General features: G+C 33.3%; 23 protein-coding genes. 13 read left to right on the top strand and 10 right to left on the bottom strand.

What is annotated here, in order from left to right:
• The first annotated feature begins 2 nt into the window (after nt 1–2).
• The 3 genes from acs (at nt 3) to ACVC43_RS12045 (ending at nt 4,005) form a co-directional block, all read left to right on the top strand.
• Nucleotides 3–1,910 carry an acetate--CoA ligase gene (gene acs / locus ACVC43_RS12055; RefSeq protein ID WP_452224779.1) on the top strand — a complete coding sequence of 636 codons (1,908 nt, stop codon included), beginning with the start codon at nt 3–5 and terminating at the stop codon, nt 1,908–1,910.
• Between the two features lie 63 nt (nt 1,911–1,973).
• The gene (locus tag ACVC43_RS12050; RefSeq protein ID WP_452224778.1) at nt 1,974–3,683 is read left to right on the top strand and encodes a serine hydrolase; all 1,710 of its coding nucleotides are present in this window, start codon (nt 1,974–1,976) and stop codon (nt 3,681–3,683) included.
• A gap of 136 nt (nt 3,684–3,819) precedes the next feature.
• The gene (locus tag ACVC43_RS12045; RefSeq protein WP_452224777.1) at nt 3,820–4,005 is read left to right on the top strand and encodes a CsbD family protein; all 186 of its coding nucleotides are present in this window, start codon (nt 3,820–3,822) and stop codon (nt 4,003–4,005) included.
• A 51-nt stretch (nt 4,006–4,056) separates the two neighbouring features.
• On the opposite strand, the gene ACVC43_RS12040 is transcribed toward ACVC43_RS12045, so the two are convergent.
• Complete coding sequence (locus ACVC43_RS12040; RefSeq protein WP_452224776.1) at nt 4,057–5,361, bottom strand: patatin-like phospholipase family protein; 1,305 nt, start codon at nt 5,359–5,361, stop codon at nt 4,057–4,059.
• A 507-nt stretch (nt 5,362–5,868) separates the two neighbouring features.
• On the opposite strand from ACVC43_RS12040, the gene ACVC43_RS12035 reads away from it, so the two are divergent.
• Both ACVC43_RS12035 and ACVC43_RS12030 read left to right on the top strand, forming a co-directional pair.
• A complete protein-coding gene (locus tag ACVC43_RS12035; protein WP_452224775.1) occupies nt 5,869–6,648 on the top strand; it encodes an NYN domain-containing protein in 780 nt (259 codons plus the stop codon).
• 78 nt (nt 6,649–6,726) lie between these two features.
• Nucleotides 6,727–7,797, top strand: coding sequence for a proline iminopeptidase-family hydrolase (locus tag ACVC43_RS12030; RefSeq protein ID WP_452224774.1), 1,071 nt, complete (start codon nt 6,727–6,729; stop codon nt 7,795–7,797).
• A 4-nt stretch (nt 7,798–7,801) separates the two neighbouring features.
• Here the strand turns inward: ACVC43_RS12030 and ACVC43_RS12025 are convergent, their stop codons facing one another.
• A complete protein-coding gene (locus ACVC43_RS12025; RefSeq protein ID WP_452224773.1) occupies nt 7,802–9,019 on the bottom strand; it encodes a multidrug effflux MFS transporter in 1,218 nt (405 codons plus the stop codon).
• A gap of 121 nt (nt 9,020–9,140) precedes the next feature.
• Here ACVC43_RS12025 and ACVC43_RS12020 point away from each other — a divergent pair, with 121 nt between their 5' ends.
• From ACVC43_RS12020 to ACVC43_RS12005, 4 genes are all read left to right on the top strand, one after another.
• On the top strand, nt 9,141–10,910 hold the full coding sequence (locus tag ACVC43_RS12020; RefSeq protein ID WP_452224772.1) for an ABC transporter ATP-binding protein: 1,770 nt from the start codon (nt 9,141–9,143) through the stop codon (nt 10,908–10,910).
• Between the two features lie 80 nt (nt 10,911–10,990).
• Nucleotides 10,991–12,568, top strand: coding sequence for a helix-turn-helix transcriptional regulator (locus ACVC43_RS12015; protein WP_452224771.1), 1,578 nt, complete (start codon nt 10,991–10,993; stop codon nt 12,566–12,568).
• A gap of 128 nt (nt 12,569–12,696) precedes the next feature.
• The gene (locus ACVC43_RS12010) at nt 12,697–15,279 is read left to right on the top strand and encodes a T9SS type A sorting domain-containing protein (RefSeq protein ID WP_452224770.1); all 2,583 of its coding nucleotides are present in this window, start codon (nt 12,697–12,699) and stop codon (nt 15,277–15,279) included.
• Nucleotides 15,280–15,457: 178 nt separating this feature from the next.
• Entirely contained in the window at nt 15,458–16,927 is a 1,470-nt protein-coding gene (locus ACVC43_RS12005; RefSeq protein WP_452224769.1) for a T9SS type A sorting domain-containing protein, read from the top strand.
• Here ACVC43_RS12005 and ACVC43_RS12000 read toward each other — a convergent pair.
• The 3 genes from ACVC43_RS12000 to ACVC43_RS11990 form a co-directional block, all read right to left on the bottom strand.
• A complete protein-coding gene (locus tag ACVC43_RS12000) occupies nt 16,920–17,603 on the bottom strand; it encodes a PrsW family intramembrane metalloprotease (RefSeq protein WP_452224768.1) in 684 nt (227 codons plus the stop codon). The two genes, ACVC43_RS12005 and ACVC43_RS12000, sit on opposite strands and share 8 nt — an antisense overlap.
• 159 nt (nt 17,604–17,762) lie before the next feature.
• Nucleotides 17,763–18,320, bottom strand: coding sequence for an NUDIX hydrolase (locus ACVC43_RS11995; protein ID WP_452224767.1), 558 nt, complete (start codon nt 18,318–18,320; stop codon nt 17,763–17,765).
• Between the two features lie 58 nt (nt 18,321–18,378).
• Nucleotides 18,379–19,467, bottom strand: coding sequence for a M42 family metallopeptidase (locus ACVC43_RS11990; protein WP_452224766.1), 1,089 nt, complete (start codon nt 19,465–19,467; stop codon nt 18,379–18,381).
• Nucleotides 19,468–19,588: 121 nt separating this feature from the next.
• Between ACVC43_RS11990 and ACVC43_RS11985 the strand changes: the two genes are divergently transcribed.
• Nucleotides 19,589–20,293: a DUF4294 domain-containing protein gene (locus ACVC43_RS11985; RefSeq protein WP_452224765.1), complete on the top strand. Its 705-nt coding sequence runs from the start codon at nt 19,589–19,591 to the stop codon at nt 20,291–20,293.
• Nucleotides 20,293–20,919: a PAQR family membrane homeostasis protein TrhA gene (trhA, locus tag ACVC43_RS11980; RefSeq protein ID WP_452224764.1), complete on the top strand. Its 627-nt coding sequence runs from the start codon at nt 20,293–20,295 to the stop codon at nt 20,917–20,919. The genes ACVC43_RS11985 and trhA overlap by 1 nt, the downstream gene beginning before the upstream one ends.
• Before the next feature lie 27 nt (nt 20,920–20,946).
• Here trhA and ACVC43_RS11975 read toward each other — a convergent pair whose 3' ends face one another.
• Complete coding sequence (locus ACVC43_RS11975) at nt 20,947–21,591, bottom strand: DNA alkylation repair protein (protein ID WP_452224763.1); 645 nt, start codon at nt 21,589–21,591, stop codon at nt 20,947–20,949.
• Between the two features lie 297 nt (nt 21,592–21,888).
• On the opposite strand from ACVC43_RS11975, the gene ACVC43_RS11970 reads away from it, so the two are divergent.
• Entirely contained in the window at nt 21,889–22,254 is a 366-nt protein-coding gene (locus ACVC43_RS11970; protein ID WP_452224762.1) for a hypothetical protein, read from the top strand.
• Nucleotides 22,255–22,367: 113 nt separating this feature from the next.
• On the opposite strand, the gene ACVC43_RS11965 is transcribed toward ACVC43_RS11970, so the two are convergent.
• The 4 genes from ACVC43_RS11965 to ACVC43_RS11950 all read right to left on the bottom strand — a co-directional run bounded on the left by ACVC43_RS11965 (nt 22,368) and on the right by ACVC43_RS11950 (nt 25,157).
• Nucleotides 22,368–23,141: a hypothetical protein gene (locus ACVC43_RS11965; RefSeq protein WP_452224761.1), complete on the bottom strand. Its 774-nt coding sequence runs from the start codon at nt 23,139–23,141 to the stop codon at nt 22,368–22,370.
• Between the two features lie 6 nt (nt 23,142–23,147).
• Nucleotides 23,148–23,576, bottom strand: coding sequence for a DUF4268 domain-containing protein (locus tag ACVC43_RS11960; RefSeq protein WP_452224760.1), 429 nt, complete (start codon nt 23,574–23,576; stop codon nt 23,148–23,150).
• A 171-nt stretch (nt 23,577–23,747) separates the two neighbouring features.
• A complete protein-coding gene (locus tag ACVC43_RS11955; protein ID WP_452224759.1) occupies nt 23,748–24,422 on the bottom strand; it encodes a ZIP family metal transporter in 675 nt (224 codons plus the stop codon).
• Nucleotides 24,423–24,425: 3 nt separating this feature from the next.
• A complete protein-coding gene (locus tag ACVC43_RS11950; RefSeq protein WP_452224758.1) occupies nt 24,426–25,157 on the bottom strand; it encodes a class I SAM-dependent methyltransferase in 732 nt (243 codons plus the stop codon).
• Nucleotides 25,158–25,248: 91 nt separating this feature from the next.
• Between ACVC43_RS11950 and ACVC43_RS11945 the strand changes: the two genes are divergently transcribed.
• Nucleotides 25,249–26,409 carry a THUMP domain-containing class I SAM-dependent RNA methyltransferase gene (locus ACVC43_RS11945; protein ID WP_452224757.1) on the top strand — a complete coding sequence of 387 codons (1,161 nt, stop codon included), beginning with the start codon at nt 25,249–25,251 and terminating at the stop codon, nt 26,407–26,409.
• Nucleotides 26,410–26,414 lie beyond the last annotated feature (5 nt).

The raw sequence follows: 26,414 nt of genomic DNA, 5'->3' as shown, positions 1-26,414 counted from the left end.
CCATGAGTAATTATCACATTAAGCACCTTGAAGAATACTTTCAAGTCTATAGAAAGTCTGTAAGAGAACCCGAAAATTTTTGGGAAGAAATAGCCGAAGAACATTTTCTATGGCGAAAAAAATGGGATCATGTGCTAAACTGGGATTTTACCAAACCAGAAGTAAAATGGTTTGAAGGTGCACAATTAAACATTACCGAAAATTGTATTGACAGGCATTTAGCGACAAGAGGAGATAAAACAGCTATACTATTCGAACCTAACAATCCAGACGAAGCATCAGAGCATATAACTTACAGGCAATTATACCATCGCGTCAATAAATTTGCCAATGTTTTAAAAGCGCAAGGTGTAAAAAAAGGAGATCGGGTTTGTATTTATGTGCCAATGATACCAGAACTGGCAATTTCAGTTTTGGCATGTGCGAGAATTGGAGCCATTCATTCTGTAGTATTTGCGGGCTTTTCAGCTACAGCCTTATCTACAAGAATTAATGATAGCGATTGTAAAATGGTTATCACTGCAGACGGCTCTTATCGTGGAGCTAAAACAATCGATTTAAAAGGTATCGTGGACGAGGCGTTAGCATCTTGTCCTGATGTTGAAACGGTTTTAGTTGCCAAGAGGATTCACTCAGATATAAACATGAAAGACGGTCGTGATTTGTGGTTACAGCCATTATTAGACGAAGCTTCAAACCAATGTAAAGCTGAAGTGATGCAGGCCGAAGATCCGCTTTTTATTTTATACACTTCAGGCTCTACAGGAAAACCAAAAGGCATGGTGCATACCATAGCTGGTTATATGGTTTACACAGCTTATACCTTTAAAAACGCCTTTCAATACACCGAAAACGATGTCTATTGGTGTACTGCAGATATTGGTTGGATAACCGGACACAGTTATATTGTTTATGGCCCTTTATGTAATGGCGCCACAACAGTATTATTTGAAGGCGTACCAAGCTATCCAGATTTTGGTCGTTTTTGGGACATTGTAGATAAACATAAAGTCAATCAATTTTATACTGCACCAACAGCTATTCGCGCATTAGCAAAACAAGGCGTTGAGTTGGTGGAAAAATACGATTTATCATCACTTAAAGTTTTAGGAAGCGTTGGCGAACCCATAAACGAAGAAGCCTGGCATTGGTATAATGAGAATGTAGGAAAAGGACAGAGTCCGATTATAGATTCGTGGTGGCAAACCGAAACAGGAGGGATCATGATAACGCCAATACCTTACGTAACACCAACAAAACCAACATACGCTACCTTACCTTTTATAGGTATACAACCGTGTTTAATGGATGAGAATGGAGAAGAACTAAAAGGTAAACAGGTGGAAGGCCGTTTATGCATTAAATTTCCATGGCCAAGCATTGCAAGAACCATTTGGGGAAACCACCAACGGTATAAAGACACTTATTTTTCAACTTTTAATAATATGTATTTTACTGGAGATGGCGCATTAAGAGATGAGGTAGGATATTATAGAATAACTGGTCGTGTGGATGACGTTATTATTGTTTCAGGCCATAATTTAGGCACAGCACCAATAGAGGATGCTATTAATGAGCACCCAGCAGTTTCAGAAAGTGCTATAGTTGGATTTCCTCATGATGTAAAAGGCAGTGCTTTGTATGGCTATATTACTTTAAAAGATGCTGGAGAGAGCAGGAATCATGATAATTTGCGTAACGAAATTAATCAACTTATATCAGACCGAATAGGCCCTATTGCAAAACTAAATAAAATTCAATTTACAGAAGGTTTACCAAAAACGCGTAGCGGTAAAATTATGCGACGCATATTACGTAAAATAGCAGAAAAAGACACAGATAATCTTGGCGACATTAGTACACTTTTAAATCCAGAATGTGTTCAAGAGATTATGGATAATGCGTTATAATGTAACATTTTTTTAATTTAAGAGTCTAATAAACATATCATCAATCTAAAAAAACAATTTCTCATGAAAAAATTCCTTCTTTTTATAAGCTTACTTACAGTAAGCATAGCTACTTATGCCCAACAGCATAAAATTTCCAATGAAGTAAAAGAATACATTCAATCCAGAGTAGATAATCAAATGAATGCTGGTATTGTGGTTGGTTATATAGAAGGTGATGACGTAGCGTATTATAGCTTTGGAAAAACCGCTTTAAATAAGGGAACTGCTGTTAATGAAGAGACAGTTTTCGAAATCGGTTCAATTTCAAAAACATTTACAACAACACTTTTAGCTCTAAAAGTAAATAGTGGAGAAATGAGTTTAGATGACCCTATTTCAAAATATTTGCCAAAAGGTGTTAAGACACCTACACGTAATGGTAAGGAAATCACCTTAAAAAATCTGGCAACGCATACTTCTGGTTTACCTAAATTACCAGATAATTTGTTACAAACAGATCCCAAAAATCCTTATGTAGATTATACCTATGAACAATTATATAGTTTTATTTCTAATTACGAATTAACTGTTGATATTGGGTCTGTTACAGAGTACTCGAATGTAGGTATGGGATTACTTGGGCATATTCTTGAACTGCAAAGCGGAAAAACCTACGAGCAATTAGTAATCGAGAACATTGCAAATCCATTAAAGATGGATGACACAAGATTAGTTTTTACAGAAGCTATGAAACAACGATTAGCTAAAGGACACGATGGACTTAGTGAAACTCCTAACTGGGATATTATTACACTTGGAGGAGCAGGAGGGATACGTTCTACAGTTAGTGATATGGTTAAGTATGTTCAAGCTAATATTAATAGCGATAATGTGGATTCTAAATTACACAATGCTATGGCTTTAGCACATAAATCGGCTTACAAAAATCCAGATCAAAGAGCAGAAATGGCTTTAGGGTGGTTTATAGAAGGTGGCAAGTTTTTAATGCATAATGGTGCTACGGGAGGCTACAGCGCAATGATAGCATTAGATAAAGAAGCTAAAAAGGGAGTTGTTGTTTTAACAAATAGCAATGAGAATGTAGATGCCATAGCCATAAAATTAATGGTGCCATCTTACCCACTTAAAAAAATTGCGCCATCAATTAATCTGTTTTTAGAAAAAGAAATTACTAATAATGGCATTGAAAAGGCTATAGCAAGTTATAAAAATGAAAAAACAAATAATGCAGAGGCCTATAATTTTGATGTAGAGCAATTAAATACACTGGGTTATAAATATATGCAAAATGGAAAATTGGCAATAGCACTAGAGTTATTTAAACTCAATGTTGAAATGTTCCCAGAAGAATCAAATCCTTACGATTCTTTGGGTGAAGCTTATTTAGAAAACGGAAACGAAAAGTTAGCAATTATAAATTACAAAAAGTCGTTAGAACTTAATCCAGCTAATGATAATGCACGTGACGTGTTAAAAGGGTTAGATGAAGAGGTGAAAGCAGTAGTTGTTCCCCAAGACTTGTTAGAAAGTTATAGAGGAAAGTACGAATTAACACCTACATTTCATATTTTAATCACTTTAAACGATGGACACCTCTTTGCTCAAGCCACAGGGCAACCTAAATTTGAAATATTTCCATCGGCTTACAACACCTTTTTCTTGAAAGTGGTAGAAGCAAAAGTAGTGTTTAATGCCAATAATAAAGGTAAAATAGAGAGCTTGACATTGTTTCAAAATGGACAGGAATTAGAGGGGAAAAGAGTTGATTAACATTAATTAACAAACTGATTAAGAATAATTTATGATTTTTGAAGCAAAAAGGAACTTTTAAGTTGGTTTAGAGATAACTTAATTGATTTTATGTGCTTAACTTTAATTTAGTTAATAACCTTAAAAATCAAACATTATGAACAAAGATCAATTTCAAGGAAAGTGGAAGCAAATTAAAGGCGACTTTAAAAAGAAGTACGGAAAGCTTACAGATAATGAGTACAAGGAAGCAGAAGGAGACTTTGATAAGTTAGCTGGAAGAATGCAAGAAAGATATGGTAAAACCAAAGAAGAGCTTAAAGATGAGATCGATAACTGGTAGAAACCATTAATATTAAAATGAAAGACGCTTTTTTAAAGCGTCTTTTTTTGTTTATAGTAAGCTTGGGCAATATAACTTAACCTGAATTTCGGTTAATATCATAGCATGGTTAATTAAAGCATCTATCTGCTCATCTTTCAAAGCTATAAGGTTGGTGCTCACGCGTCTTGCAATATTTAATTCCGACGTGCTATTAGCGGTTTTTATAATTTCAGAATAATTAATGTTTCTTTTTAATTGGTTGGTAATCTCATCCCATTGTTTCAATTTTATAGATTCTTTACTAATGTTGTGATGAACTAAAACATGTGGCAAAATGGTTTTGTCTTTAATTCCATCTATAAATTTGGGAATAGAGTCTTCAATATCCCAACCAAGCGATTGGTAAGCAATTTCTCTTTTACCCGATTTATGGTTTTCGTATAAATACTGTACCATTTGTAAATTTTTAATGCGGTTCATAAACACGTCGCTTGTTCTTATTAACAGCGTTAAAGTGTTTGTATAGGTATTTTTAAAGGGCATGGTATTACCAGCATCGCTAATTATAACAATGCGACAGCCATAAGCACTTTTCGTTTGAGTAAGTTTATGAGCTCCTTGATTATCGTAAATGCCACCATCAACCAATCGAGGTTTAACACGACTGTAATCCTCTGGATTTTCAAAAAATTGCTTATCAATTTTTACAGGCGAAAATACAAAAGGTACAGACGTCGAAGCGGCTACAGCACGTGCTATCGGAAAATTTTCAGCTTTAAAATGGATGGGTTCACTTTTATCTTCATCATCTGGATAACTGTAAACCGAATCTCCCATACTAGTATTAGAAAACGTAAACAACCTGCCTGTCTCCAAGTTTGTGGCATTAATACCAAACCTTATTTTGGGCGACAATGCCGATAGATTTTTTTCTTTAAAAAAGAACTTGTTGTACATGCGCTCATTAAGCTTGCTAATAGGAAGTATGTAAAACTGAAATGATAAGAATACAATTATTAGTAGCACTAATAAACTCAAAGCAATCCAACCATTATTGCGATATATGAGATAGATTATGCCAATTAACCAACCTAAAAAAGCAAATAGGGAGAGTAAAATGCGCCAGGAGGTAAGGACACCTTTAATTACGCTGCGTTTTACACCTTTTCTTATAGTATCTTCAAAAGTCTCAAAATCATCTGCATGTAAACCATAAGTGGCTCCAGTAATAGAACCACCGGAATTTGTAGAGATAACATCTATATGCTCTAATAGATTTAATTCTTTTAGTTTCTTTAAAGTGCCCAAATGGTAAATAGTAGCACGATAACCACCACCAGAAAGACTCAGTCCTATTTTTTTATTGTTTTTCATGAGATTTTTATTCTTAAAGAAATTACATCATCTATTCTATATGGGAAAGAGGTTAAAAATCTAAGTTACCAAAAATCTGCATATGCTCCTAACAGCCTATTTATAAGTAAAACATGGATTAAGAATAATTGTAAAAAATAGCAATGTCTTTTTTAATTTAAAAGAAGAAATATTAAGCATTTAATAGCGCCAAATAAAAATAATTGTCACTAATAAAATTAGTTATATAAAATAAACAACCTATGCTCCTTTTTACTACATTTAACTATAACTTTAAAGAGTAATCTTAATACATTAATATCATGGCAAAATCGCAGGATGCAAAGAAGCAAGTAAAAAAAGAGCCTACTAAAACGGCAAAAGAAAAAAAAGCAGATAAAATGGCTAAAAAAGCAAGCCGAAAGTAATAGTTTTTATTTATAGAAAAATAAAACCACTCTAATTTGAGTGGTTTTTTGCTATAAAGCAATTACCTTTAAAGATTATAAAGATTAAAAACCAACAAAAGTGACAGATATTAAATTAGCAGTACTTATAGATGGCGATAACATACCATCTGCATATATAAAAGAAATGATGGAAGAGATTGCTAAATATGGCAACCCAACAATTAAACGTATTTATGGCGATTGGACCAAACCACATTTAAATAAATGGAAAACGCTCTTGTTAGAAAATGCCATAACACCAATACAGCAATACGGTTATACTACAGGAAAAAATGCTACCGATTCTGCCATGATTATCGATGCTATGGATATTTTATATTCAGAAAAAGTAAATGGGTTTTGTTTGGTTTCCAGCGATAGCGATTTTACGCGTTTAGCAACACGATTGCGTGAAGCTGGTATGCAGGTTTATGGTATTGGCGAAAAGAAAACACCAAGTCCATTTATAGTGGCTTGTGATAAGTTTATATATATTGAGATATTAAAAAACCAAGATGTAAAAGATGAATTGGAAACTTCAGAATCAACAACAGATTCCAAGAGTAGTATCGATAAAATAACCCAAAAGGAAATTAAATTTATAGCATCTACTATCGACGATGTTGCCGATGATGATGGTTGGGCATTTTTAGGCGATGTTGGTGGGTTGCTACAAAAAAAACAACCTAATTTCGATTCCCGAAACTATGGTTTTCAAAAATTAACCCCTTTAATTAAATCGATTCCAAACTTCGAAATCGAACGACGTGAAGATGCAAGAGGTCGCATGAAACTTATTTATGTAAAAATTAAAGAGAAAAAAGCAAAAGGAAAAAAAAGAAGTAACACCAAGGTGTAGTTCCTGTTGGACTGCATCCCTCATGGCAATGGCTTTGGTGCTTTTTTTTCCTAACTTTATAATCTAATTTGTAGTACTATGAAAGCTAAAATCTTAATTTTAAGTTTAATTATTTCAATTTGTTTAAGCTGTAAAACAGAAACTTCAAACGACATAAAAGTTGAAGAAACAACTTCTGCTGAAAAATACTTACAACCACAAGAGCAGGACCAATTTCTTGGTGGTATAAAAATGATACCTGTAAAAACACCAAAAGGAAAGTTTAAAGTATGGACCAAACGTGTGGGTAATAATCCAAAAATGAAAGTATTGTTATTACATGGAGGACCAGGCATGACACATGAGATTTATGAGTGTTTCGATGGGTACTTTCCGCAGGAAAATATAGAATATTACTACTACGACCAGTTAGGCTCGTATTACAGCGACCAACCAGACGATTTAAGCCTTTGGGATTTAGATCGTTTTGTAGAAGAAGTAGAGCAGGTACGTGTTGCTTTAGGCTTAAATAAAGATAATTTTTATCTCTACGGACAAAGTTGGGGAGGTATTTTAGGCATGCAATATGCTTTAAAATATCAGAAAAATTTAAAAGGGCTAATTATTTCTAACATGGTGGCTTCTATTCCAGAATACCAAAAATATAGTGATGAGGTTTTGGCTCCAAAAATGAAACCAGAAATACTTAAAGAAATTATGAGCTATGAAGACAAAGAAGATTATAGTAACCCAAGATATATGGAGCTTATAGTAAATAATTATTATACAGAACATGTTATTAGAATGCCTGTTGATAAATGGCCAGAGCCAATAAACAGAGCCTTTAAACATTTAAATCCAGACGTTTATGTAACCATGCAAGGTCCAAGTGAATTTGGTATAAAAGGAGATGCAAGGTTAAAAAATTGGGATGTTAAAGACAGACTTAAAGAAATTACTGTACCTACATTAACCATTGGTGCCAAGCATGACACTATGGATCCTGAACATATGGAGTGGATAAGCACAGAGGTTAAAAACGGCGATTTTTTATTATGCCCAAATGGAAGTCATTTATCGCAATTCGACGACCAGAAAGTGTTTTTTAAAGGTCTGATCAATTTTATTAAAAGCGTAGATGAAGGCACGTTTAATACAAAAACATATTAAATAGTTACACGTTAGCAATTTGAGAGGCTGAGCGTCGCTCACGTTTCATATAAACAAAAATGGAAAGTGACAACAGTCCAAACACAGCAAAGCCTAAAAATAAAGGCAAAGCAGTAGTTGTTACAAAACTCCCTATAAAGTTAGCAATAGGTACTGCCATTAAGGTAGAGACAAAGCCTGTAATAGCAGCACCAATACCTGCAACATGTCCTATAGGTTCCATGGCAATGGCTCTAATATTTCCAAAAATAAAACCAATAGTAAAAAACTGAATGGCCATAAAAACCAGCAGTATAGGTAAAGTTGGGTTTGGTATATTCCAAAATAACCATACATACAATAGTGCATTAGCACTAAATACAATAATGGCAATAAAAGAAAGGCGCCACATCCCTAAACGCATCACTAAATTACCATTTAAAAAAGTAGCTAAGCCAACACCAATGGCTAATCCTGCAAAAATATAAGGAAACTCATCTATTAACCCATATTGGTTTTCGAAAATAACTTGCGAAGCACTTAAATACACTATAAATGCACCAGAAATAAAACCAGAAATAATTGTAAAACCAATAGTGATTTTATGTTTTAGGAGCTCTTTTAAACCATCGATAAAAACATATCTTGTAAATTTTATTTTATACTCTGGTTTTAACGTTTCAGGCTGTTGTTTCCAAAACCAGATACCCACTAAAATGGCAATAATAAGTTGTACATAAAAAATGCCAGTCCAATTATAATGATTCAAAACAAACTTACCCATAACAGGTGCAACTACAGGAACGAGAATAAAAATAGTGGTGACAAAAGACATAATTTTAGCCATAAAATCACCTTTGTAAGTATCTCTAACTATGGTAATGGCTATGGTTCTTGGAGCAGCTAAACCAATACCTTGTAAAATCCTCCCAAAAATCATTAATTCCATAGATGGTGACACTACACAGACAATACTGGCAATTACAAAAATTAAAAAACCGATGTATACAATAGGTTTTCTTCCAAAACTGTCTGAAAGCGGACCAAAAACTAACTGTCCTAATCCTAAACCTAAAAAAATCATGGTTATTAATAGCTTATTGTCATTAACATCTACACTATTAAGATCTGCAGCAATTGTAGAAATAGCAGGCAGCAACGCATCAATGGCTAATGCCACAATTGCCATTAAAGAAGCCATTAACGCTACAAATTCTATTTTTACAGGTTGGTTATCTTGCATCGCGCAAAAATACGTTAAAAGTAGAGAGTAATTATTGTTCTAATTTCAATTAACAAAACATTAATTTATTAGTAGAAAACTAAAAGCTTTCAACCGTATCTTTGCAAAATAACTTTTAAAGATGCGCAATTTAAAAACTACAGATACAAAAGATACTACAAAATCGAAAGTCACAATGGCTCAGGCTTTTAAAACCATAATCTGGCCAAGACGTAAGTTGGTATTTATAGGTTTAATTTTAATAGTTATTAAAAGTCTGTCTGGTTTGGTTTTACCATGGCAAAGTAAAGTATTGCTTGATGATGTGGTACCAAGTGGCGATGCCAATAAACTATGGGTTTTAATCGCAATTGTTATTGCTGCTATCACTGTGCAGGCAGTTACTTCATTTTTACTAACCAAAATTTTGAGTGTACAGGCACAGTATTTAATTAGCGAATTGCGTGCTCAAGTACAAAAGAAAGTACTGTCTTTACCTATTCGTTTTTTCGATAACACAAAATCTGGTGCTTTAGTTTCACGAATAATGACAGACGTAGAAGGTGTAAGAAACCTTATAGGTACGGGTTTAGTACAGTTGGTTGGTGGTACTTTTACAGCGGTTATATCTTTAATTCTGCTAATAAGAATTAATCCTTGGATGACACTTTTTGTTTTTATTCCATTATCCATTTTTGGAATAATAGCACTTAAAGCATTTAAATATATTCGACCAATTTTTAGAATTAGAGGAAAAATTAATGCTGAGGTAACAGGTCGTTTAACCGAAACTTTAGCTGGCGTACGTGTTATAAAAGCATTTAATGCAGAAGATCAAGAGAATATAACGTTCGAAAAAGGAGTAGATAGATTGTACCAAAATGTAAAAAAGAGTTTAACCGCTACGGCTTTAATGACAAGTGCTTCAACCTTTTTAATTGGTTTAGCAACGACAGGAATCATGGGAATAGGAGGATATTACATGATTATTGGAGAAATGACCACTGGAGATTTTCTGTTTTTTACCTTACTTCTAGGGTTTATGATTGCGCCCATAATACAAATGAGCAATATTGGTAGTCAGTTAACCGAAGCCTTAGCAGGATTAGACAGAACCGAAGAACTCATGAATATGCCTGCCGAAGAAGATGACGAAAACCGAACGATAGAACTTCAAAATTTTAAAGGAGAAATAGAATTTAAAGATGTTTCTTTTGAATATGAAGAAAACAAACCAGTATTACACGGTATCGATTTTAAAGCACCATCGGGTTCTGTAATTGCTTTAGTAGGAAGTAGTGGTTCAGGGAAATCGACTATTGCAGGCTTATCGGCAACGTTTTTAAATCCTAAATCTGGACAAATAACTATTGATGGTGAAGATTTGACAAAAGTAAAACTGAATAGCTTTAGAAAGCATTTAGGAGTCGTGCTGCAGGACGAATTTTTGTTCGAAGGCACCATTCGTGAGAACATTTTGTTTCCAAGACCAAATGCCACCGAAGCACAACTACAAGCCGCTGTAAAAGCAGCCTATGTTAACGAGTTTACAGACCGTTTTGATAAAGGTTTAGAGACTTTAATTGGAGAAAGAGGTGTCAAGCTCTCAGGAGGACAACGACAGCGTATCGCCATTGCGAGAGCGATTTTAGCCGACCCAAAAATTATTATTTTAGATGAAGCAACCTCGAATTTAGATACCGAAAGTGAAGCGTTAATTCAAAAAAGTTTAGCCGAATTAACTAAAAACAGAACCACTATTGTGATTGCCCACAGACTGAGCACCATTCGTAAAGCAGATCAAATTCTGGTAATTGAAGCAGGTAAAATTGCGGAGCGTGGTAATCATGACGATTTGATTGCTTCAAAAGGGAGGTATTTCGATTTATATACTTATCAGGCTAAGATATAAAAGTAATAAGAATTATTTTATACCTTATCTATTTTTTAATAGAACGTTATTTTTGCAACTTATTTTATTAATACGTGTTCATGACTAAATGTATTTCTACATTTTTATTTTTTTTAATAATAACTACTTTCAGCGCAAGTACTTTAGCAGCACAGTCTGTAAAAAGTGAGTATTTAAAATATTTAGATTCTGCTGACCGTGTTTTTGAAGAATTTCCAAAACGTGCAATTCAATATTTAGATTCTATACCAGAACCAGTTGAGGAGTCTATAAAAGGTCATGTTGCCGAATATTACCAATTAAAAGGTTTTATAAGTGATAGGTCTAATAATACCGCTGAGGTTTTTCAAAATTTCTTGATGGCTCTTAAGTATGCAAAAACCGAAAATAATTATGACATCGCAGGAATGGCTTCAATTGAGTTATTCTATAATAGTTATTTCATTAAAAAGGACTCGACGGCTTTTAATTATCTTAATGATGCTGAAACATATTACAAAAAGGCTAATAACAGTAACGGTCTTGCAGAAGCGCAACAGATGTATGCTTATGTAGAACTTTTTAAGAAAAACTATGGCAAAAGTAACACCTTAATTTTACAATATCTTCCAGAGTATCAAGCCATAAAAGACGATAGTTATTATTACATGTACGCCTTATTTATGTTGAGTTCTAATTATATTCATCAAGGAGACGCAAGCAATTCACATAAATATTTTAACCGTCTAAAAGCTTTAAAAAGTGATACTACAATTTCTAAGCGCCTTCATGATGTACACAAAGTGTCAATAAATACCTGTATTGCAGAACATCATTTTGATAAAAAAACAATGGATTCAACCTTGTATTATCTCAAAAAGGCAGGAGAATTAAGGTATGCAATGAATAATAGCGATATCAAGCTTTATTTTAAACTCTATGCAGATTATTATAATCATTATAACGACTTGGAAGGTAAAGCAAGATATTTAGATTCTCTTTCTCATTTTCAAAATAACTTATTAGAAAAAAATATAACAGCAAGCTTAAAAATTAATGAATCTCTGGAAAAATCTGAGGATTTATTAGAGGCCGAAACTAATAAAAAACACTTCAATAGAAATTTAATAATAGTACTAAGTATACTTATTTTCATTCTCTGCTTTGTAGTCATCATTCGTTATAAAACGATTAAACAAAAAATAAAAGAATTTACAAAGCGCGATAACGAATTTACATTTTTAAAAACGAACCACGAAAAATTAAAAGTTAAGGTTCGTGGTTTAGAGGATTATATTAGTGAGGTTAAAAAGGAGGTAAAAACAATTTCCTTAATAGATAGTGAAATAGAACAACGATTTAGAATTAAGGAGTTGTATAAAAACATCCATCACAATTCCTCTACATTATTGAAAAAAGGAGAAAGCCATTTAGATCTTATAAATGAATTAAATGTCGATTTCTTTTCACAAATTGAAGAAAAACATCCGCAACTAAATCATTCAGAGATTATAGTTTGTTACTATATCTTTATTGGATTTAAAAACAAAGAAATTGCTACATTTTTAAATACTTCCTATCGAGCAGTAGAAAGCAAGCGTTATCGCATACGTAAAAAGTTAAATTTTGTAAAGGAAGAAGCACAATTGTTAGAATACCTTTACGAGAATTTTAAGTAGACTAATTCTTCATTTCGTTGATTTTATGCGCTTTTTATTGTTGTGCGTGGTAAGTGCGTGGTAAAATATTGGTCTTATTTTAAAAGGTTATAGATATTTGATTAATAATTCAAATCAAATTTATAACAATGAAAAAAATCTACACTTTACTATTTTTAGTCTTTACGATTGTTACTTATTCTCAATCTTCAGATTACAAAACGGCTGCTACAAAAAAAGGAAGTAATTACTTCGATATTGTAAATCAAACACGTCAAGAATTTAAGAAATTAAAAGAATCAAATCAATTTGAAAAAGCACAACAAAAAGCACAAAAGCATTTTGAGCGCTGGGCATTTTATTGGAGAGATAGAGTAGATGCTGCTGGTAATTTTCCAAGCGAGCTTCAAGGTTATTATAATGCAGGAATTATAGATTCTAAAGGAAAACTAAAAACAGCAGAAGATATTAGCGCTAATAAATCTGGTGTTACAAATCAACAATGGACAAATATTGGTCCGCAAACAGTTCCAGATGCTAATGGATATCCTAACAATCCACAAATGGGACGTTTAACCAATTTTTTAAGGTATGAACATGCTACAGATGCAAATCAAAATGTCCTTTTTGTAAGTGCACCAGTTGGAGGCGTTTGGAAATCTACAGACAACGGAGTTACTTGGACGCCAAAACTTGATTTTATAGCAGGTATTGGTGTTACAGATATAAAAAGTAGTGCTACAGATATAAACAATCCAGGAACAATTTACGTTTCGACTGGCGATTATGATGCTGCACATATTAAATCTATTGGTGTTTTAAAATCTACAGATTTTGGAGAGACCTATCAATCTACAGGTTTAACTTTTAGTTTAGAGGATCAAGAATCGCTTTCAAACTTAATTGTAATCGATGCCAATACTGTTATTGTTGGAACTAATAAATTTATAAAAAAAACCACTGATGGTGGAGCCACTTGGAATAATGTATTTGCGCACAATTACAATGATGCAGTTATTGGTAAGTTTCATAGAAATGGAACAAATATTATGGCTTGTGATAGTTGGGGTGGTTTATTATTTTCTTCTAATAATGGTACAACTTGGACACAATTAATACCAGAAGGAACTAATCCAGAAAGGCATGCTTCAACCAGTAACCAAGCAGGTGTTTTTTATATTCAAAATAAGGCAGGACAAGTATTCACTTACAATCCAAGTGCTACAACACCTACCTTAACTGCTATAGGTATACCAACTACCAACTATAAACCTCAAGGTGAATACAATCAAGCTATTGCTGTAAAAAACGGTTTAATTATTAGTGGTGGTGTAGATGCTATTAATTCTGAAGATAATGGAGCAGTTTGGTACACAACATTAAATAATGCTTGGGAATCTAATTCAGATGAAGGCTCTTATGGTCATGCAGACATTCATGAAATGGGCACTTTAGATGCTGGTTACTCATTTTGGACAGTAAATGATGGAGGCTTGACCTTTGTTACCTACCCATCAATTTCAACCGAAAAACCTACTGTAGACTATAAATCAAGTGGAGTTTTAGTAACGCAATTATATTCTGTTGCTATCTCTCCACAAAGTGAAGATCATATTATTATGGGTAACCAAGATAACGATGGTTATAGTCAAGAAACTGTAAATGGCACATTAAAATGGGTGTCTGGTAGAGTTGGTGATGGTACGTGTACAGCAATAGATTACAACGACTCTGGTGTGCGCTATCTTGGTGCACAAAACGGTGGACTTATAAGAGTAGATAATGGTTTTGCAGGTAACTTAGATGGTACACCGGTTTTAGATGCCGATTCTGGACCAGCAGCAGGAGCTCCATTTGTATGGACGCTAAAAATGAACTCTACAATTCCTAACACCTTATATGCAGGATTAGCCGATGTTTATAAAACTTCAAATAAAGGGACGTCTTGGACTAACTTAAATTCTGGCGCAGGACAAATTGAATATATTGAAACTTTTGGTAGTAATTTATTGGTTATAGGTACAAATTCAATACAAAAATCTAATAATGATGGTGTTACTTGGGCTCCAATAACACAACCAGATGCTACAGCAAAAATGAACTCTATATCGTTAGATCAAAATAACACTAACACTGTTTATGCTACTGTAAGAGGTTATAATGATGGTTCTAAGGTATATAAATCTATAAATGGAGGTGTTAACTGGACAAATATTTCATCTGGTTTACCTAATATTAAAATGACACAAGTGGTTTTAAAACAAAACCAAGGTGAGGAAATTCTTTTTGCTGGAACAGAAATTGGGGTTTATTATAAAGTAGGAACCGAGGCTTGGGCAAAACTTGGCGAAGGCTTGCCAAATGTAAACGTAAGTGATATTGAAATTAATTATACTGCAGATAAACTCGTCGCAGGTACTTTTGGAAGAGGGTTATGGAATATTAGTATAGATAATAATACTCTTGGAATAAACGAAGTTCCTACTATAGCAAATCAAGCACCTTATATTTATCCTAACCCCATTACAGATGGTAATTTAAATATTAAATTATCGAAATCAAATAGTGAATTTAATTATGTAATATATAATGTAATCGGAGGGTTAATTAGAAAAGGAAAATTAATGATAGGAAACAATACCATTGATGTAAATAATGTAGCAGCAGGTATTTATATAATTAGAATGACAGATGGTAAGACAGTATCTTCTCAAAAGATCATTATTAAATAACTTAACTAACTAACTATTTAAATATAATTCCAAAACATGAAAGAGCCTTAAAATGGGGCTCTTTTTTATTCAAATAAAATAAACTATAGAATTTAGGTGCAGAGTAACTTAACTTATTATATTTGCAGTCCAAATCCATTTCCCTCATTTTGAACGTATTTACTAAATATAATTCATTATGAAATTAAAATTACTCTCTATACTTTTTATCGTTTTTCAATTTAGTTTTTCCCAAAACTTAGGCCAAGGTTACATTGCAAACGACCTCGTACAACATCCAATGCAGCCATTGGCAAAACCTGGTTATTTGGCTTCGGTTCAGGATCCCTCATTTCCCAGTACGCAAATCAGGCGTATTACACAGGCAACACCTGGAAATTTTATCGTGCCAATGTACAACACTATTCAATCCTGGAATGCGGATGAAAGCTTAATGATTGTGTATGGTGGAGGTGTCCATAAATTGTTAAACGGACAAACGTACGCGTTTATAAGAGATATGACAGATATAAATCCTGATGATTTAGAAGCCATTTTCTGGTCGTTTACAGATCCCGATGTTCTGTTTTATATGGATAACAATAACGATAATTTGTATAGCTATAATGTACAAACACAGGTTAAAACGGTTATTGTAAATATAAGAACCATAAGTGGCTGTACTGAGGCATTATCCGGTGGAAACGATATACAAATGATGTCTTGGGATAACGATGTTTTTTCTTTTAGATGCGGTAATACATCAGCTTACTATTATAGAATTTCTACAAATACGTTAACGAGTTTTAATATAGCAAATCTTTCATTTAATGCTCCAATGCCTTTCCCGAGTGGAAACTTATTTCTTCATCGTGGAAATGTGTATGATGCTAATGGAGACTTTGTACGTAGTTTAAATCTGGATAATGTTGCAGAACATAAATGTATTGGCAAGTTAAGTAATGGAGATGATGCTGTATTTGCTATTGCTTTCGAGCAAGGTCCAAGTGGTGGTTGTCAAGGTACTTTGGTTGCACATAATGCAACAACAGGACATTGTTTTTCCGTAACACCAACAGGTGACTATGGGTATCCAAAATCTGGAACGCACTTGTCTGCATTAGCACATAAAAATACCGAAGGTGGTTGGGTTGCCGTGTCTTCATTAGGATTTCAACAAGATGGTGTTCAAATTTTAGATCAGGAATTATTTATTGCAAAAGTAAATGAGTTAGATGCCGATGTGTACCGAGTTGCACACCATAGAAGCGATGAAGATGATATTGATTATTGGGGAGAACCACACGTAACTATTAGTCCTTCAGGTACTCGTTTACTTTTTGGAAGCGACTGGAGTGGGACAGAAGATGGTATCTCGGTAGATAGTTACGTAGCAGAATTAAACAGTTTTACACTGTCCACACTTGAAAACACAATAGCTAATACTGAAATTAAAATTGTTACAGATTCCAATCATGAAAGATTATCTGTATTTATGGATCATGAAGGAGCAGTGAATTTTACCATTTATAATATTTCTGGACAGGCGGCTTTACAGTCTAAACTTAATGCTGATAAAACCATTAATATTTCAACATTATCCAACGGTTTGTATTTTATTAATTTATCTTTTAATGGGCAGTCTCAAACCTTGAAATTTATTAAGTAATAATATCTTTAAAATAAGAATTTTCCTGGTGTTTTTTAATGGCTTTACGAGAGAGAATAATGCCAATAATAAGCGATACAAAAGCACCAAGCCAAATTCCAGGAATAAAGTCTATAAATAGGAAAAAATCGTAGGCACCATGAAAAAGGATGGCTAAGCCCAGACCTGTAAGATTACACAATATTCTATTCTCAGCAAATTTGGCTTTTCCCATAAAATAACCCATTAAAATTCCAAAGGTTGCGTGTGCAGGAATTGCTGTAAAAGCCCTGAGTAATGCTGTAGATGGTCCGCTGTCCAGTACATAAAAAATATTTTCGGTAGCAGCAAAACCCATAGAAACCATTACAGCGTAAACAATGCCATCAAAAGGTTCGTTAAAGGCTTTAAGGCGTTGTGCAAAAAGGAAAACAATGATGTATTTACTTAATTCTTCAGAAAAACCAACTACAAAAAAGGCCTGAATAAACTGGTCGAAGACACTTAAATCATCGACTATCGGCAAGACCGAATTAAAAACCATGTAGAAAATGGTTGTTATTATAATACTCACAACTGCTCCCAGTAAAAAAGAAACGATAAGCAAGCGAATAGGCTCTTTTTCATATTTATCCATTAAATAAATGTAAAAAATAACAATAGCTACAGGAGCGAGTGCGTAAAGAATTAAATCCATAGAACGAAAGTAGAAAATAATGTTTTAATTGTATGGCTTCTTGTTACAATTTCGATAGAATAAATAGAAATCACTTGAAGTGACATTAATAATATTATGATTATAAAGTGTGTCAGTTAGAGAGAAATGCTTTTTAGCATTTTTATCGAGAACTATGCACTATAAGTTGAATTTTTTGCTAATGCTTTCAAGAACAAACTCATAATACTTTTTATTACTTTCTACAAAGTGTTTATTGGTTTTGGAGTATTTTAAAAGCTGTTTAAAATTTTCAGGTGTAACTGTTTTTAAAGCTTCAACTTCTTCTTTTTGGGGTATTAATGCTGAAAGCGATACATGTAATTCGGCTATAAATGTATGATGAAATTCATTATCAATAATTCCGTTAGGATAAGACTGAAAACATTTGAAAACACCAATTTTTTCTAATTTATTTTCAGAAATCTCTAAACCAATTTCTTCTTTAATTTCCCGAACTGCACCAGAAGTTAAAGTCTCGCCAGCATCAATATGTCCAGCGACGCTAACATCCCAAAGTAACGGGCAAATTATTTTTGAAGCTGCGCGTTGTTGTAAAAGTATTTCGCCATTTGTAGTATAAAACCAGATATGTACAGTATTATGGTAATACCCTTTTGCGTGAATCTCGCTCTTTAAAGCCGATGTTCCAGTTGGTTTCCCACCTTGGGTTACAATGTCTATGCGTTCTTCTTTCATACTAAAAAAAGCCTCAAAAAAAGAGGCTTGATATTGATTATAATTTGTCGTTTAACAATTATTTAAAATACGAAAACGTTTCACCATCTTCAATTTTTAATAATGTTTCGTAAATTAATTTAATCACATTTTCCACGTCATCTTTATGTACCGTTTCAACAGTAGTGTGCATATAACGCAACGGTAAAGATATTAGAGCAGATGCCACACCACCATTACTGTAAGCAAAAGCATCGGTATCTGTACCTGTGGCACGAGAGCAAGCAGCACGTTGAAACGGAATTTTCTTTGCCTCTGCAGTATCTGTAATTAAATCGCGTAATTTTTGCTGTACAGCAGGCGCGTAAGCAATTACTGGTCCTTTTCCATTTTCCACATGACCTTGTTTCTTTTTATCGATCATTGGTGTGGTGGTATCATGCGTTACATCGGTAACAATAGCTACGTTTGGATTAATTCTGTCGGTAATCATTTGTGCACCACGTAAACCAATTTCTTCCTGTACAGAGTTGGTAATGTACAATCCAAACGGTAGTTTTTTCTTATTCTCTTTAAGTAATCGTGCTACTTCGGCAATCATAAAACCACCCATTCTATTATCTAAAGCACGACATACAAAATTCTTTTTATTTAGAATATGAAATTCGTCTGGATAGGTAATTACACAGCCCACGTGTACACCAAGTTTTTCTACTTCTTCTTTAGTTGTGCAACCACAATCTATAAAAATGTTGTCTGGCTTTGGTGGCTCTTCTTTAGATTTATTACGTGTATGTATGGCTGGCCAACCAAAAACGCCTTTTACAATGCCTTTTTTGGTGTGAATGTTTACAATTTTACTTGGAGCAATCTGGTGATCGCTACCGCCATTTCTAATCACGTAAATTAATCCGTTATCGCTTATATAGTTAACATACCAAGAAATTTCGTCTGCATGACCTTCTATCACCACTTTGTATTTTGCCTTTGGGTTTATAACACCAACTGCAGTACCATAGGTATCTGTAATAAATTCATCTACATACGGTTTTAGGTAGTCCATCCATATTTTTTGTCCATCCCATTCGTAGCCTGTTGGGGCAGCGTTGTTTAAATAGTTCTCTAAAAAAGTCATCGACTTTTTATTAAGTATGCTTTGTTTTGCCATTGTATAAATTTTTCACTAAAATAACAATATTCAGTATTAATTAACAGTTAGCAACCGTATAATTATTAATTTTGTGATAGAATTATAAAACTTTTGGAACGGTTTTAGCGTAACTCTTTATATGAAACACATTGTATTACTTTTATTAGTGTTTCCGATGTTAATTTTCGGACAATCACCAGAGGTTGAACAAGATTCAACAGAGGTGGAGTACATGATAATTGAAGGTGATTCTATTCCACGTGAAGCTATAAACCTTGAAGAAGTCATGCTTTTGCATAAGCTGAAGTTTGATAGTAAAGAAAACAGAAGACGCTATTATATTTTAAGACGAAAAACCATTAAAGTTTATCCTTATGCCAAATTAGCAGCCGAACGTTTAACCGCTTTAAACGAACGTTTGGAGACATTAGATTCTAAGCGAAAGAAAAAGCGCTATGCTAAAACAGTACAAAAATATATAGAAAATGAGTTTTCTGCCGAATTAAAAAAAATGACCAGAACCGAAGGGCAAATTCTTATAAAACTCATTCACAGACAAACAGGGAAAACCACTTTTACGCTTATTAAAGAACTTAGAAATGGCTGGCGTGCCTTTTGGTTTAACAATACAGCGAGCCTCTTCGATATTTCGTTAAAACGCGAATTTGACCCTGAAAACGTTAAAGAAGATTATTTAATTGAAGATATATTGCAACGCATGTTTCAGCAAGGATTGCTGGTAGAGCAGAAGCCAGCTGTAGAATTCGATTTTTTTGAATTAACCGACAAATGGTTAAACGAGGATGACAACGACGAAGCCACCCAAGAAAAATCTAAATCTTAATGCGCATACAAACCCAACAGGAAGAACTTTGGAATGCAATAACTCACGGCCTTGGCGCACTTTTAGGCGTTATTGGTTTAATACTTTTAATACTCAAAGATTCCCAAAAAACCGAATACAGTTTATTTAGTGTAGTTATTTATGGCGCTTCTATAATTGTACTCTTTACAGCCTCTACAGCATATCATTCTATTAAAAACGAAAGACGCAAACATACCTTTAGAATTATAGACCACATTAGTATTTACCTGTTAATAGCAGGAACCTATACGCCAGTTTTACTCATTACCTTAGAGCAAAGTTTGGGCTGGACTTTATTTGCAGTTGTTTGGGGCATTGCCGCTTTTGGTGTTGTGCTAAAACTCTTTTTTACTGGCAGATTTAATGTGTTTTCTACACTTTTATACTTAGTAATGGGTTGGCTAATAATTTTCGATTTTGCCGAACTTAAAACCTTAATGCCACAAGAAGGCATTACTTTACTCATGCTTGGTGGTGCAGCCTACACGATTGGGATCATTTTTTATGCTCTGGAAAAAAAACGTTTTTACCATGTTATTTGGCATTTGTTTGTACTGGCTGGAGCTGTGTTTCACTTTTTAATGGTGTACTGGTTTGTGGTTTAGGGTTTGGGAAGTTTGGTATTAAATGACTTAGTTTTTTACCTTCGCAGCCTCTATACGAATAAATTCTGGCAAATAACTTGGAACACAATTTTTCGCTACCATTTCATCTTTGTAAAGTCCTGTTTTTTCTCCAATAGCAATACATCTATCACGGTACTTTTCTTGCCATTTCCCTATTTGTCCGGCTGTATAATTCATTGCCCATTGCACTTCAGGTGCTTCTTTCATTAGGTTGTTTTCAATTAAATCGAGCAATTCTTTTGTGTTAGTTTGGTTAGTGTTTCCCATCCATCTTAATCGTGCTTGATAATACCAAAATACTCTCCTTTGTAATTTAGACGAACTGTCTATCCAAGATTCTATAAGGGAAATTAACTTTTTGTCTTTAGTTAATTGATTAGCCATTAACCAATCGATTAAATGGTTTTGCTCATCGAATTCGTGTTGCTGGATATCGTTATCCAATTGGTTAATTACTTCTTGATTCAAGAACTTTTTATCCATTATTAAAATTGCTAATTGACGAGGCAGAAAGTCTCTTGTAGACCAAAGTTCCATCGCTAAATCGTGATCTTTTTTTATTGATTTTGCAATTTTTCTTAAATCTCCCAATTTGGTTGTCTCCTTATTGATTTGACTTCGAATTTTATTTGCTTTTAAAGATAGTTTCATGTTGTTAATTATATTGGTGCTATTAAGTTTTTAAATAAAAAACATTTCAATGTTTTTAGGGCAGTAAACGAAAATAACACATTTCGTTTACTCTATCAAGTTAGATAAAACTCCATTTACATCTAAAAAAGGGTATACAATTTATAGATTTACAACTTTTGTTCTAATTTTTTAGTAAAAACAAGTATTTATACTCTATTTTACTGATGTACAGTTGTTTAAATTTGATTTAAGTATTAAAACACTTTAAAATATTAAACATTATTAATAGAAATTAAACAACTAAATTATTTTATTATGAAAACTAAAACTTTTATACTCACGTTTGTTTCTTTATTTTTTTTAACAGGAATGTTTGCTCAAGATTTACATTTGAAATTTAAAATTGTAAATAATTCGGGAGTTACTCTCAATGGTGTTTATGTGTCTGAAACTGTAAAGGAAGAATGGGGAGAGGATATTATTCCTGAAAATTATTTTCCTAATAATTCAACTGTCGAAGTTTCGATACCTATAACAGATAAAACCCTTTGCATATACGATATAAAAATAACCGATCGTGATGATGAAGGCCGAGTTTTCCCGGAAATTGATTTTTGCGAAGTAAGCATGATTACATTTTTTACAGGTGAAGATGGTGACGTTTATTACAAAACAGAATAAGTGTTACTTGAGATGCAAGGAGAGGTAATTATTCTTTAATTTGCGAAGATTGCTTTAATGAGCTTTACAATATTTCTTTAACGAAATATGGCTATTTATCTCAAAGCTTAAAATTACTGCAAAAAGTCAATACCATAATAAACCGCTTCGAAAGTTATTAAAGCCAATGCCCATTTGTAGTCGTCACTGTCTTTATCCAATTCGTGATACAATTTCGCCAGTTTTGTTAGTTTCGTGGCTTCCTCGTTGTCAATAAACGCATCGACTTCTAAGGCATTGCTTGGACGGAAATCGTAAAACGGGTTACGCAAAAAGGTTCTTCGGTCTGTGTTTTTAACTACATAGGCGAGTTGGTCGTCGTGTAAGGTTATTAAGTAGTAATCCTTGTTATCTTGGTTTCTGCTTACTGTTCCTATTGGTTTTTCGGCAGTATTTAATAACGTGCTATGGTTTATCATTTTACCTAAATAGGTACTATTAAAATAAATCTTCATCTCGTTGTCTTTAAGATCGTAGAAAATTTCAAAATTGCTACCTGCAACAAAAATTCTTGAAGTTACCTTAAATTGTCCTCTGTCTAAACGCCTGAAAGCAATAATTTTATCGCCATTTAATGTTTGTATTACGCCATTAAACCGTCTTGTAAACGATTTACTGTAATTAAAATCTATAGTATTAGAAATCTCTTCTATAAATTCGGGTTTCCATGGTGTAAGGCTGCTTTTTTTAGAGCGTACTTTGGCAATAAGTTGGTTTTTCTCCTTTTCTAAAACAGCAGGTGGCTGGTCGGCTTTAGATTTTTTTATCACCCAGCGAATTAAGAGTATAAAACCAGTTAACGGAATAACCACAAAAAGAATGGTGAGAATAAGTAAAAGTGTTTTCATGTGCAATCAGGCTTTTAAAAAATCTTCATATTCGTAAAAAAAGGCTTCAAAAGCACTCATTTTTTCGTTAAAGAATACCATAACTTCCTGCCAGTTATTTTTATTATGGATGGATACTTTGTAACCCAGTGGGACATAAATTCTTGAAATTTCTTTACCATTTTCTAAGTAATATTCTTCTTCAAAAATGGCATCAGGAAGAAATTCGGTTTTTAATATGGTTTTTAACTGGTTGAGTTTTTCCCAGTAGTTAATGCGGTTCTCCAAATCGTCTTCTAAATCTAAACTCACATGAGCACTTTTGTTATCGAAATGAAATTTAAAGCTAAACCCTTTTATTTTGGTATTATATAAAATCCATTTTGTAGGGAAAGATTTCCCGAAACTGGTCCAGAATAACTGTTTTAATTGTTTTGATTCTTCTTTTGAAAACACTTTTTTTAGCTAAAAGTTAAAATATATTAGTTAGAGATTTATTCATTTTTGTAAATCTTGTCAGTTCGAGTGAAATTGATTTTCAGCAATTTTGTATCGAGAACGATTAATAAATGTAATTATTCTCTATACAAATGGTGTCATGCTGCAACAAATGACTGTAACGGACAACTAAATAAAATACGCAATTACAATTGCTGTAATAATAGTTAATAATTTGGTGATATTAAATTTATGGCCTTCGTTACTTTCAAATAAAATGGTGGTGGAAATATGTAAAAAGATACCAATAACGATGGCAGAGATTTGAATACTATACGTGTTGAAAAAATTAAAATTAGCAGATAAATAAACACCTAAAGGCGTCATTAATGCAAATAATAATAAAAATGCTATGGCTTTGCTTTTAGCCATTTTAGAGGCTAAAAAGAACGTAGATAAAATAATGGCTACAGGTAATTTATGTATAATAATACCGTAAATTAAATTGGTATGCCCATCCATAGGAATACCCTCTAAAATACTATGAATACTTAAACTTATAAATAACAGCCATGGAAACGCGGTGGCATTCTTACTAATATGTACATGACCGTGTTCTGCTCCTTTAGAGAAAAACTCTAAAATAATTTGCAATAAAATACCAGCCATTATAAACAAGCCAATGCTTTTATAATCGCTATTATAAACTTCTGGTAAAAAATGAAAAACTGTAATAGACAGTAAAAAAGCACCACTAAAGGCTAATAACAATTTTAAGTGTTTTGGTTGATTTGGCTTTAATAAAAATACAACTAAAAAACCTAAAACAACCGAAACTATAGGAAGGATAATGTTTAAAAGCATGCGCTATTTAAAAATAAGGATTAAACGTTCAGAATTATTTTTATGGTATTTATTTAACTTATAATCGCCAAAAACATCTAGTAAATGCACGCCAGCATTATCGAACAATACTTCAAAATCTTCTAAAGTAAAAGCACGTACGCGCTCTTGAAATTTAAATTCTTGATTTTCGGCTGTAAAAGAAATGTCTTTAATAATATAACCGTTTTCCACATAACGTTTCTGGTTAAATGCAATACCTTCAACTACTTTGGTGTTTTCGGTTACCAAATTATCGATAATATAATTGCTATTTAAAAAATCTATAACACCAAAACCTGTGTCATTTAAATCGGCTTTTATAGCTTTAATGGTATTAAGATTATCTTCTTCGTTTGTAAAATACCCAAAACTTGTAAAGAGGTTAAACACAGCATCAAATTGTTCGTGGTACGGTTTACACATGTCATGTACCTCGAATTTTAGTGTCTCATTTTCAAATTGTTTGGCATAAGCAATACTGTTTTCAGACAAATCTACGCCAGTTACATTATAACCCATTTTGTTAAGATAAATAGCATGACGACCTTTACCACAGGCGAGATCGAGGATTTTTCCGTTTTCAGGAATATTTAAGTAATTGGTAAGATTTTGCATAAAGCTTTCAGCTTCGGCATAATCTCTGTCTTTATATAAAATATGGTAAAATGGCGTGTTAAACCATGAAGCATACCAAGTAGTGTTGTCTTTAATCATATTAATTTCTCATGAAAATGAGAATCTGGTTTTAGTTTATTACGTGTTCGAACAAAAATAGAGTATTTTTGCCTTGTATTAGACGAAAATAATGGAAGATAATTTCAAAATGGTAGCCAAAACTTTATTTGGTTTTGAAGACATATTAGCAAAAGAACTCACGCAACTTGGTGCACAAAATGTAAAACAAGGTGTGCGAAACGTTAGTTTTGTTGGCGACAAAGGGTTTATGTACAAGGCTAATTTAGGCATTAGAACAGCCATAAAAATTTTAAAGCCCATACAAACGTTTCGTGTGAATAATGAAAAGGATTTGTACACCAATGTGTATAAAATGAAGTGGGATAAATACATGAAATCTTCTGGAACACTGGCAATAGATGCTACAGTGCATTCTAAGGCTTTTACCCATTCGCAATACACAGCATTGAAGGTTAAAGATGCAATTGTCGATAAATTTCGAGATGACACTGGCGAAAGACCCAACGTCGATTTACGTTTTCCAGATTTAAAAATTAATGTACATATAGACCGGTCGGTTTGTACTATTTCTCTGGATACGTCGGGAGAATCGTTACACAAACGTGGTTACAAATCTGCTACTAATATTGCGCCAATTAACGAGGTTTTAGCAGCGGGTTTAATTATGCTTTCTGGTTGGGATGGCCAAACAGATTTTATGGACCCAATGTGTGGTAGTGGGACTATTTTAGCCGAAGCAGCCATGATAGCCTGTAATATTCCACCAAATTTAATGCGTAAAGAATTTGCGTTTGAGCGCTGGAACGATTGGGATGTAGAATTGTTTGAAAAAATTGAAGAATCCCTTTTAAAGAAAACCAGAGATTTTCACCATAAAATTATTGGTTATGATAAGTCACCAAGTGCAGTTGCTAAAGCAAAAGACAATGTCAAAAATGCACATTTAGACGAGTTTATTACTATAAAGCATGAAGATTTTTTTAAGACGCAAAAAGCAGGAGAGAATAAGCTACACATGGTATTTAATCCACCTTATGGCGAGCGCTTAGATATAGAAATGGAAAGTTTTTATAAAAATATTGGCGATACCTTAAAACAAAATTATCCAAATACAGACGCCTGGTTTATTACCTCGAACTTAGAGGCTTTAAAACATGTAGGCTTACGTCCTTCGCGTAAAATTAAATTAATGAATGCCAAGTTAGAATCGCGTTTGGTGAAATACGTTATGTACGAAGGGAGTAAAAAAGGTAAGTATATGAACAATTAACTTAT

The organism is Lacinutrix chionoecetis (assembly GCF_053604665.1).
The sequence above is the reverse complement of the archived record's forward strand: the minus strand, read 5'-3'. Positions and strand labels throughout refer to the sequence as shown.

Bases quoted from the DNA above. Each gene is read 5' to 3' on its own strand.
- acs (WP_452224779.1), top strand. From the start codon at position 3: ATGAGTAATTATCACATTAAGCACCTTGAAGAATACTTTCAAGTCTAT.
- ACVC43_RS12050 (WP_452224778.1), top strand. From the start codon at position 1,974: ATGAAAAAATTCCTTCTTTTTATAAGCTTACTTACAGTAAGCATAGCT.
- ACVC43_RS12045 (WP_452224777.1), top strand. From the start codon at position 3,820: ATGAACAAAGATCAATTTCAAGGAAAGTGGAAGCAAATTAAAGGCGAC.
- ACVC43_RS12040 (WP_452224776.1), bottom strand. From the start codon at position 5,361: ATGAAAAACAATAAAAAAATAGGACTGAGTCTTTCTGGTGGTGGTTAT.
- ACVC43_RS12030 (WP_452224774.1), top strand. From the start codon at position 6,727: ATGAAAGCTAAAATCTTAATTTTAAGTTTAATTATTTCAATTTGTTTA.
- ACVC43_RS12025 (WP_452224773.1), bottom strand. From the start codon at position 9,019: ATGCAAGATAACCAACCTGTAAAAATAGAATTTGTAGCGTTAATGGCT.
- ACVC43_RS12020 (WP_452224772.1), top strand. From the start codon at position 9,141: ATGCGCAATTTAAAAACTACAGATACAAAAGATACTACAAAATCGAAA.
- ACVC43_RS12015 (WP_452224771.1), top strand. From the start codon at position 10,991: ATGACTAAATGTATTTCTACATTTTTATTTTTTTTAATAATAACTACT.
- ACVC43_RS12010 (WP_452224770.1), top strand. From the start codon at position 12,697: ATGAAAAAAATCTACACTTTACTATTTTTAGTCTTTACGATTGTTACT.
- ACVC43_RS12005 (WP_452224769.1), top strand. From the start codon at position 15,458: ATGAAATTAAAATTACTCTCTATACTTTTTATCGTTTTTCAATTTAGT.
- ACVC43_RS12000 (WP_452224768.1), bottom strand. From the start codon at position 17,603: ATGGATTTAATTCTTTACGCACTCGCTCCTGTAGCTATTGTTATTTTT.
- ACVC43_RS11995 (WP_452224767.1), bottom strand. From the start codon at position 18,320: ATGAAAGAAGAACGCATAGACATTGTAACCCAAGGTGGGAAACCAACT.
- ACVC43_RS11990 (WP_452224766.1), bottom strand. From the start codon at position 19,467: ATGGCAAAACAAAGCATACTTAATAAAAAGTCGATGACTTTTTTAGAG.
- ACVC43_RS11985 (WP_452224765.1), top strand. From the start codon at position 19,589: ATGAAACACATTGTATTACTTTTATTAGTGTTTCCGATGTTAATTTTC.
- trhA (WP_452224764.1), top strand. From the start codon at position 20,293: ATGCGCATACAAACCCAACAGGAAGAACTTTGGAATGCAATAACTCAC.
- ACVC43_RS11975 (WP_452224763.1), bottom strand. From the start codon at position 21,591: ATGAAACTATCTTTAAAAGCAAATAAAATTCGAAGTCAAATCAATAAG.
- ACVC43_RS11970 (WP_452224762.1), top strand. From the start codon at position 21,889: ATGAAAACTAAAACTTTTATACTCACGTTTGTTTCTTTATTTTTTTTA.
- ACVC43_RS11965 (WP_452224761.1), bottom strand. From the start codon at position 23,141: ATGAAAACACTTTTACTTATTCTCACCATTCTTTTTGTGGTTATTCCG.
- ACVC43_RS11955 (WP_452224759.1), bottom strand. From the start codon at position 24,422: ATGCTTTTAAACATTATCCTTCCTATAGTTTCGGTTGTTTTAGGTTTT.
- ACVC43_RS11950 (WP_452224758.1), bottom strand. From the start codon at position 25,157: ATGATTAAAGACAACACTACTTGGTATGCTTCATGGTTTAACACGCCA.
- ACVC43_RS11945 (WP_452224757.1), top strand. From the start codon at position 25,249: ATGGAAGATAATTTCAAAATGGTAGCCAAAACTTTATTTGGTTTTGAA.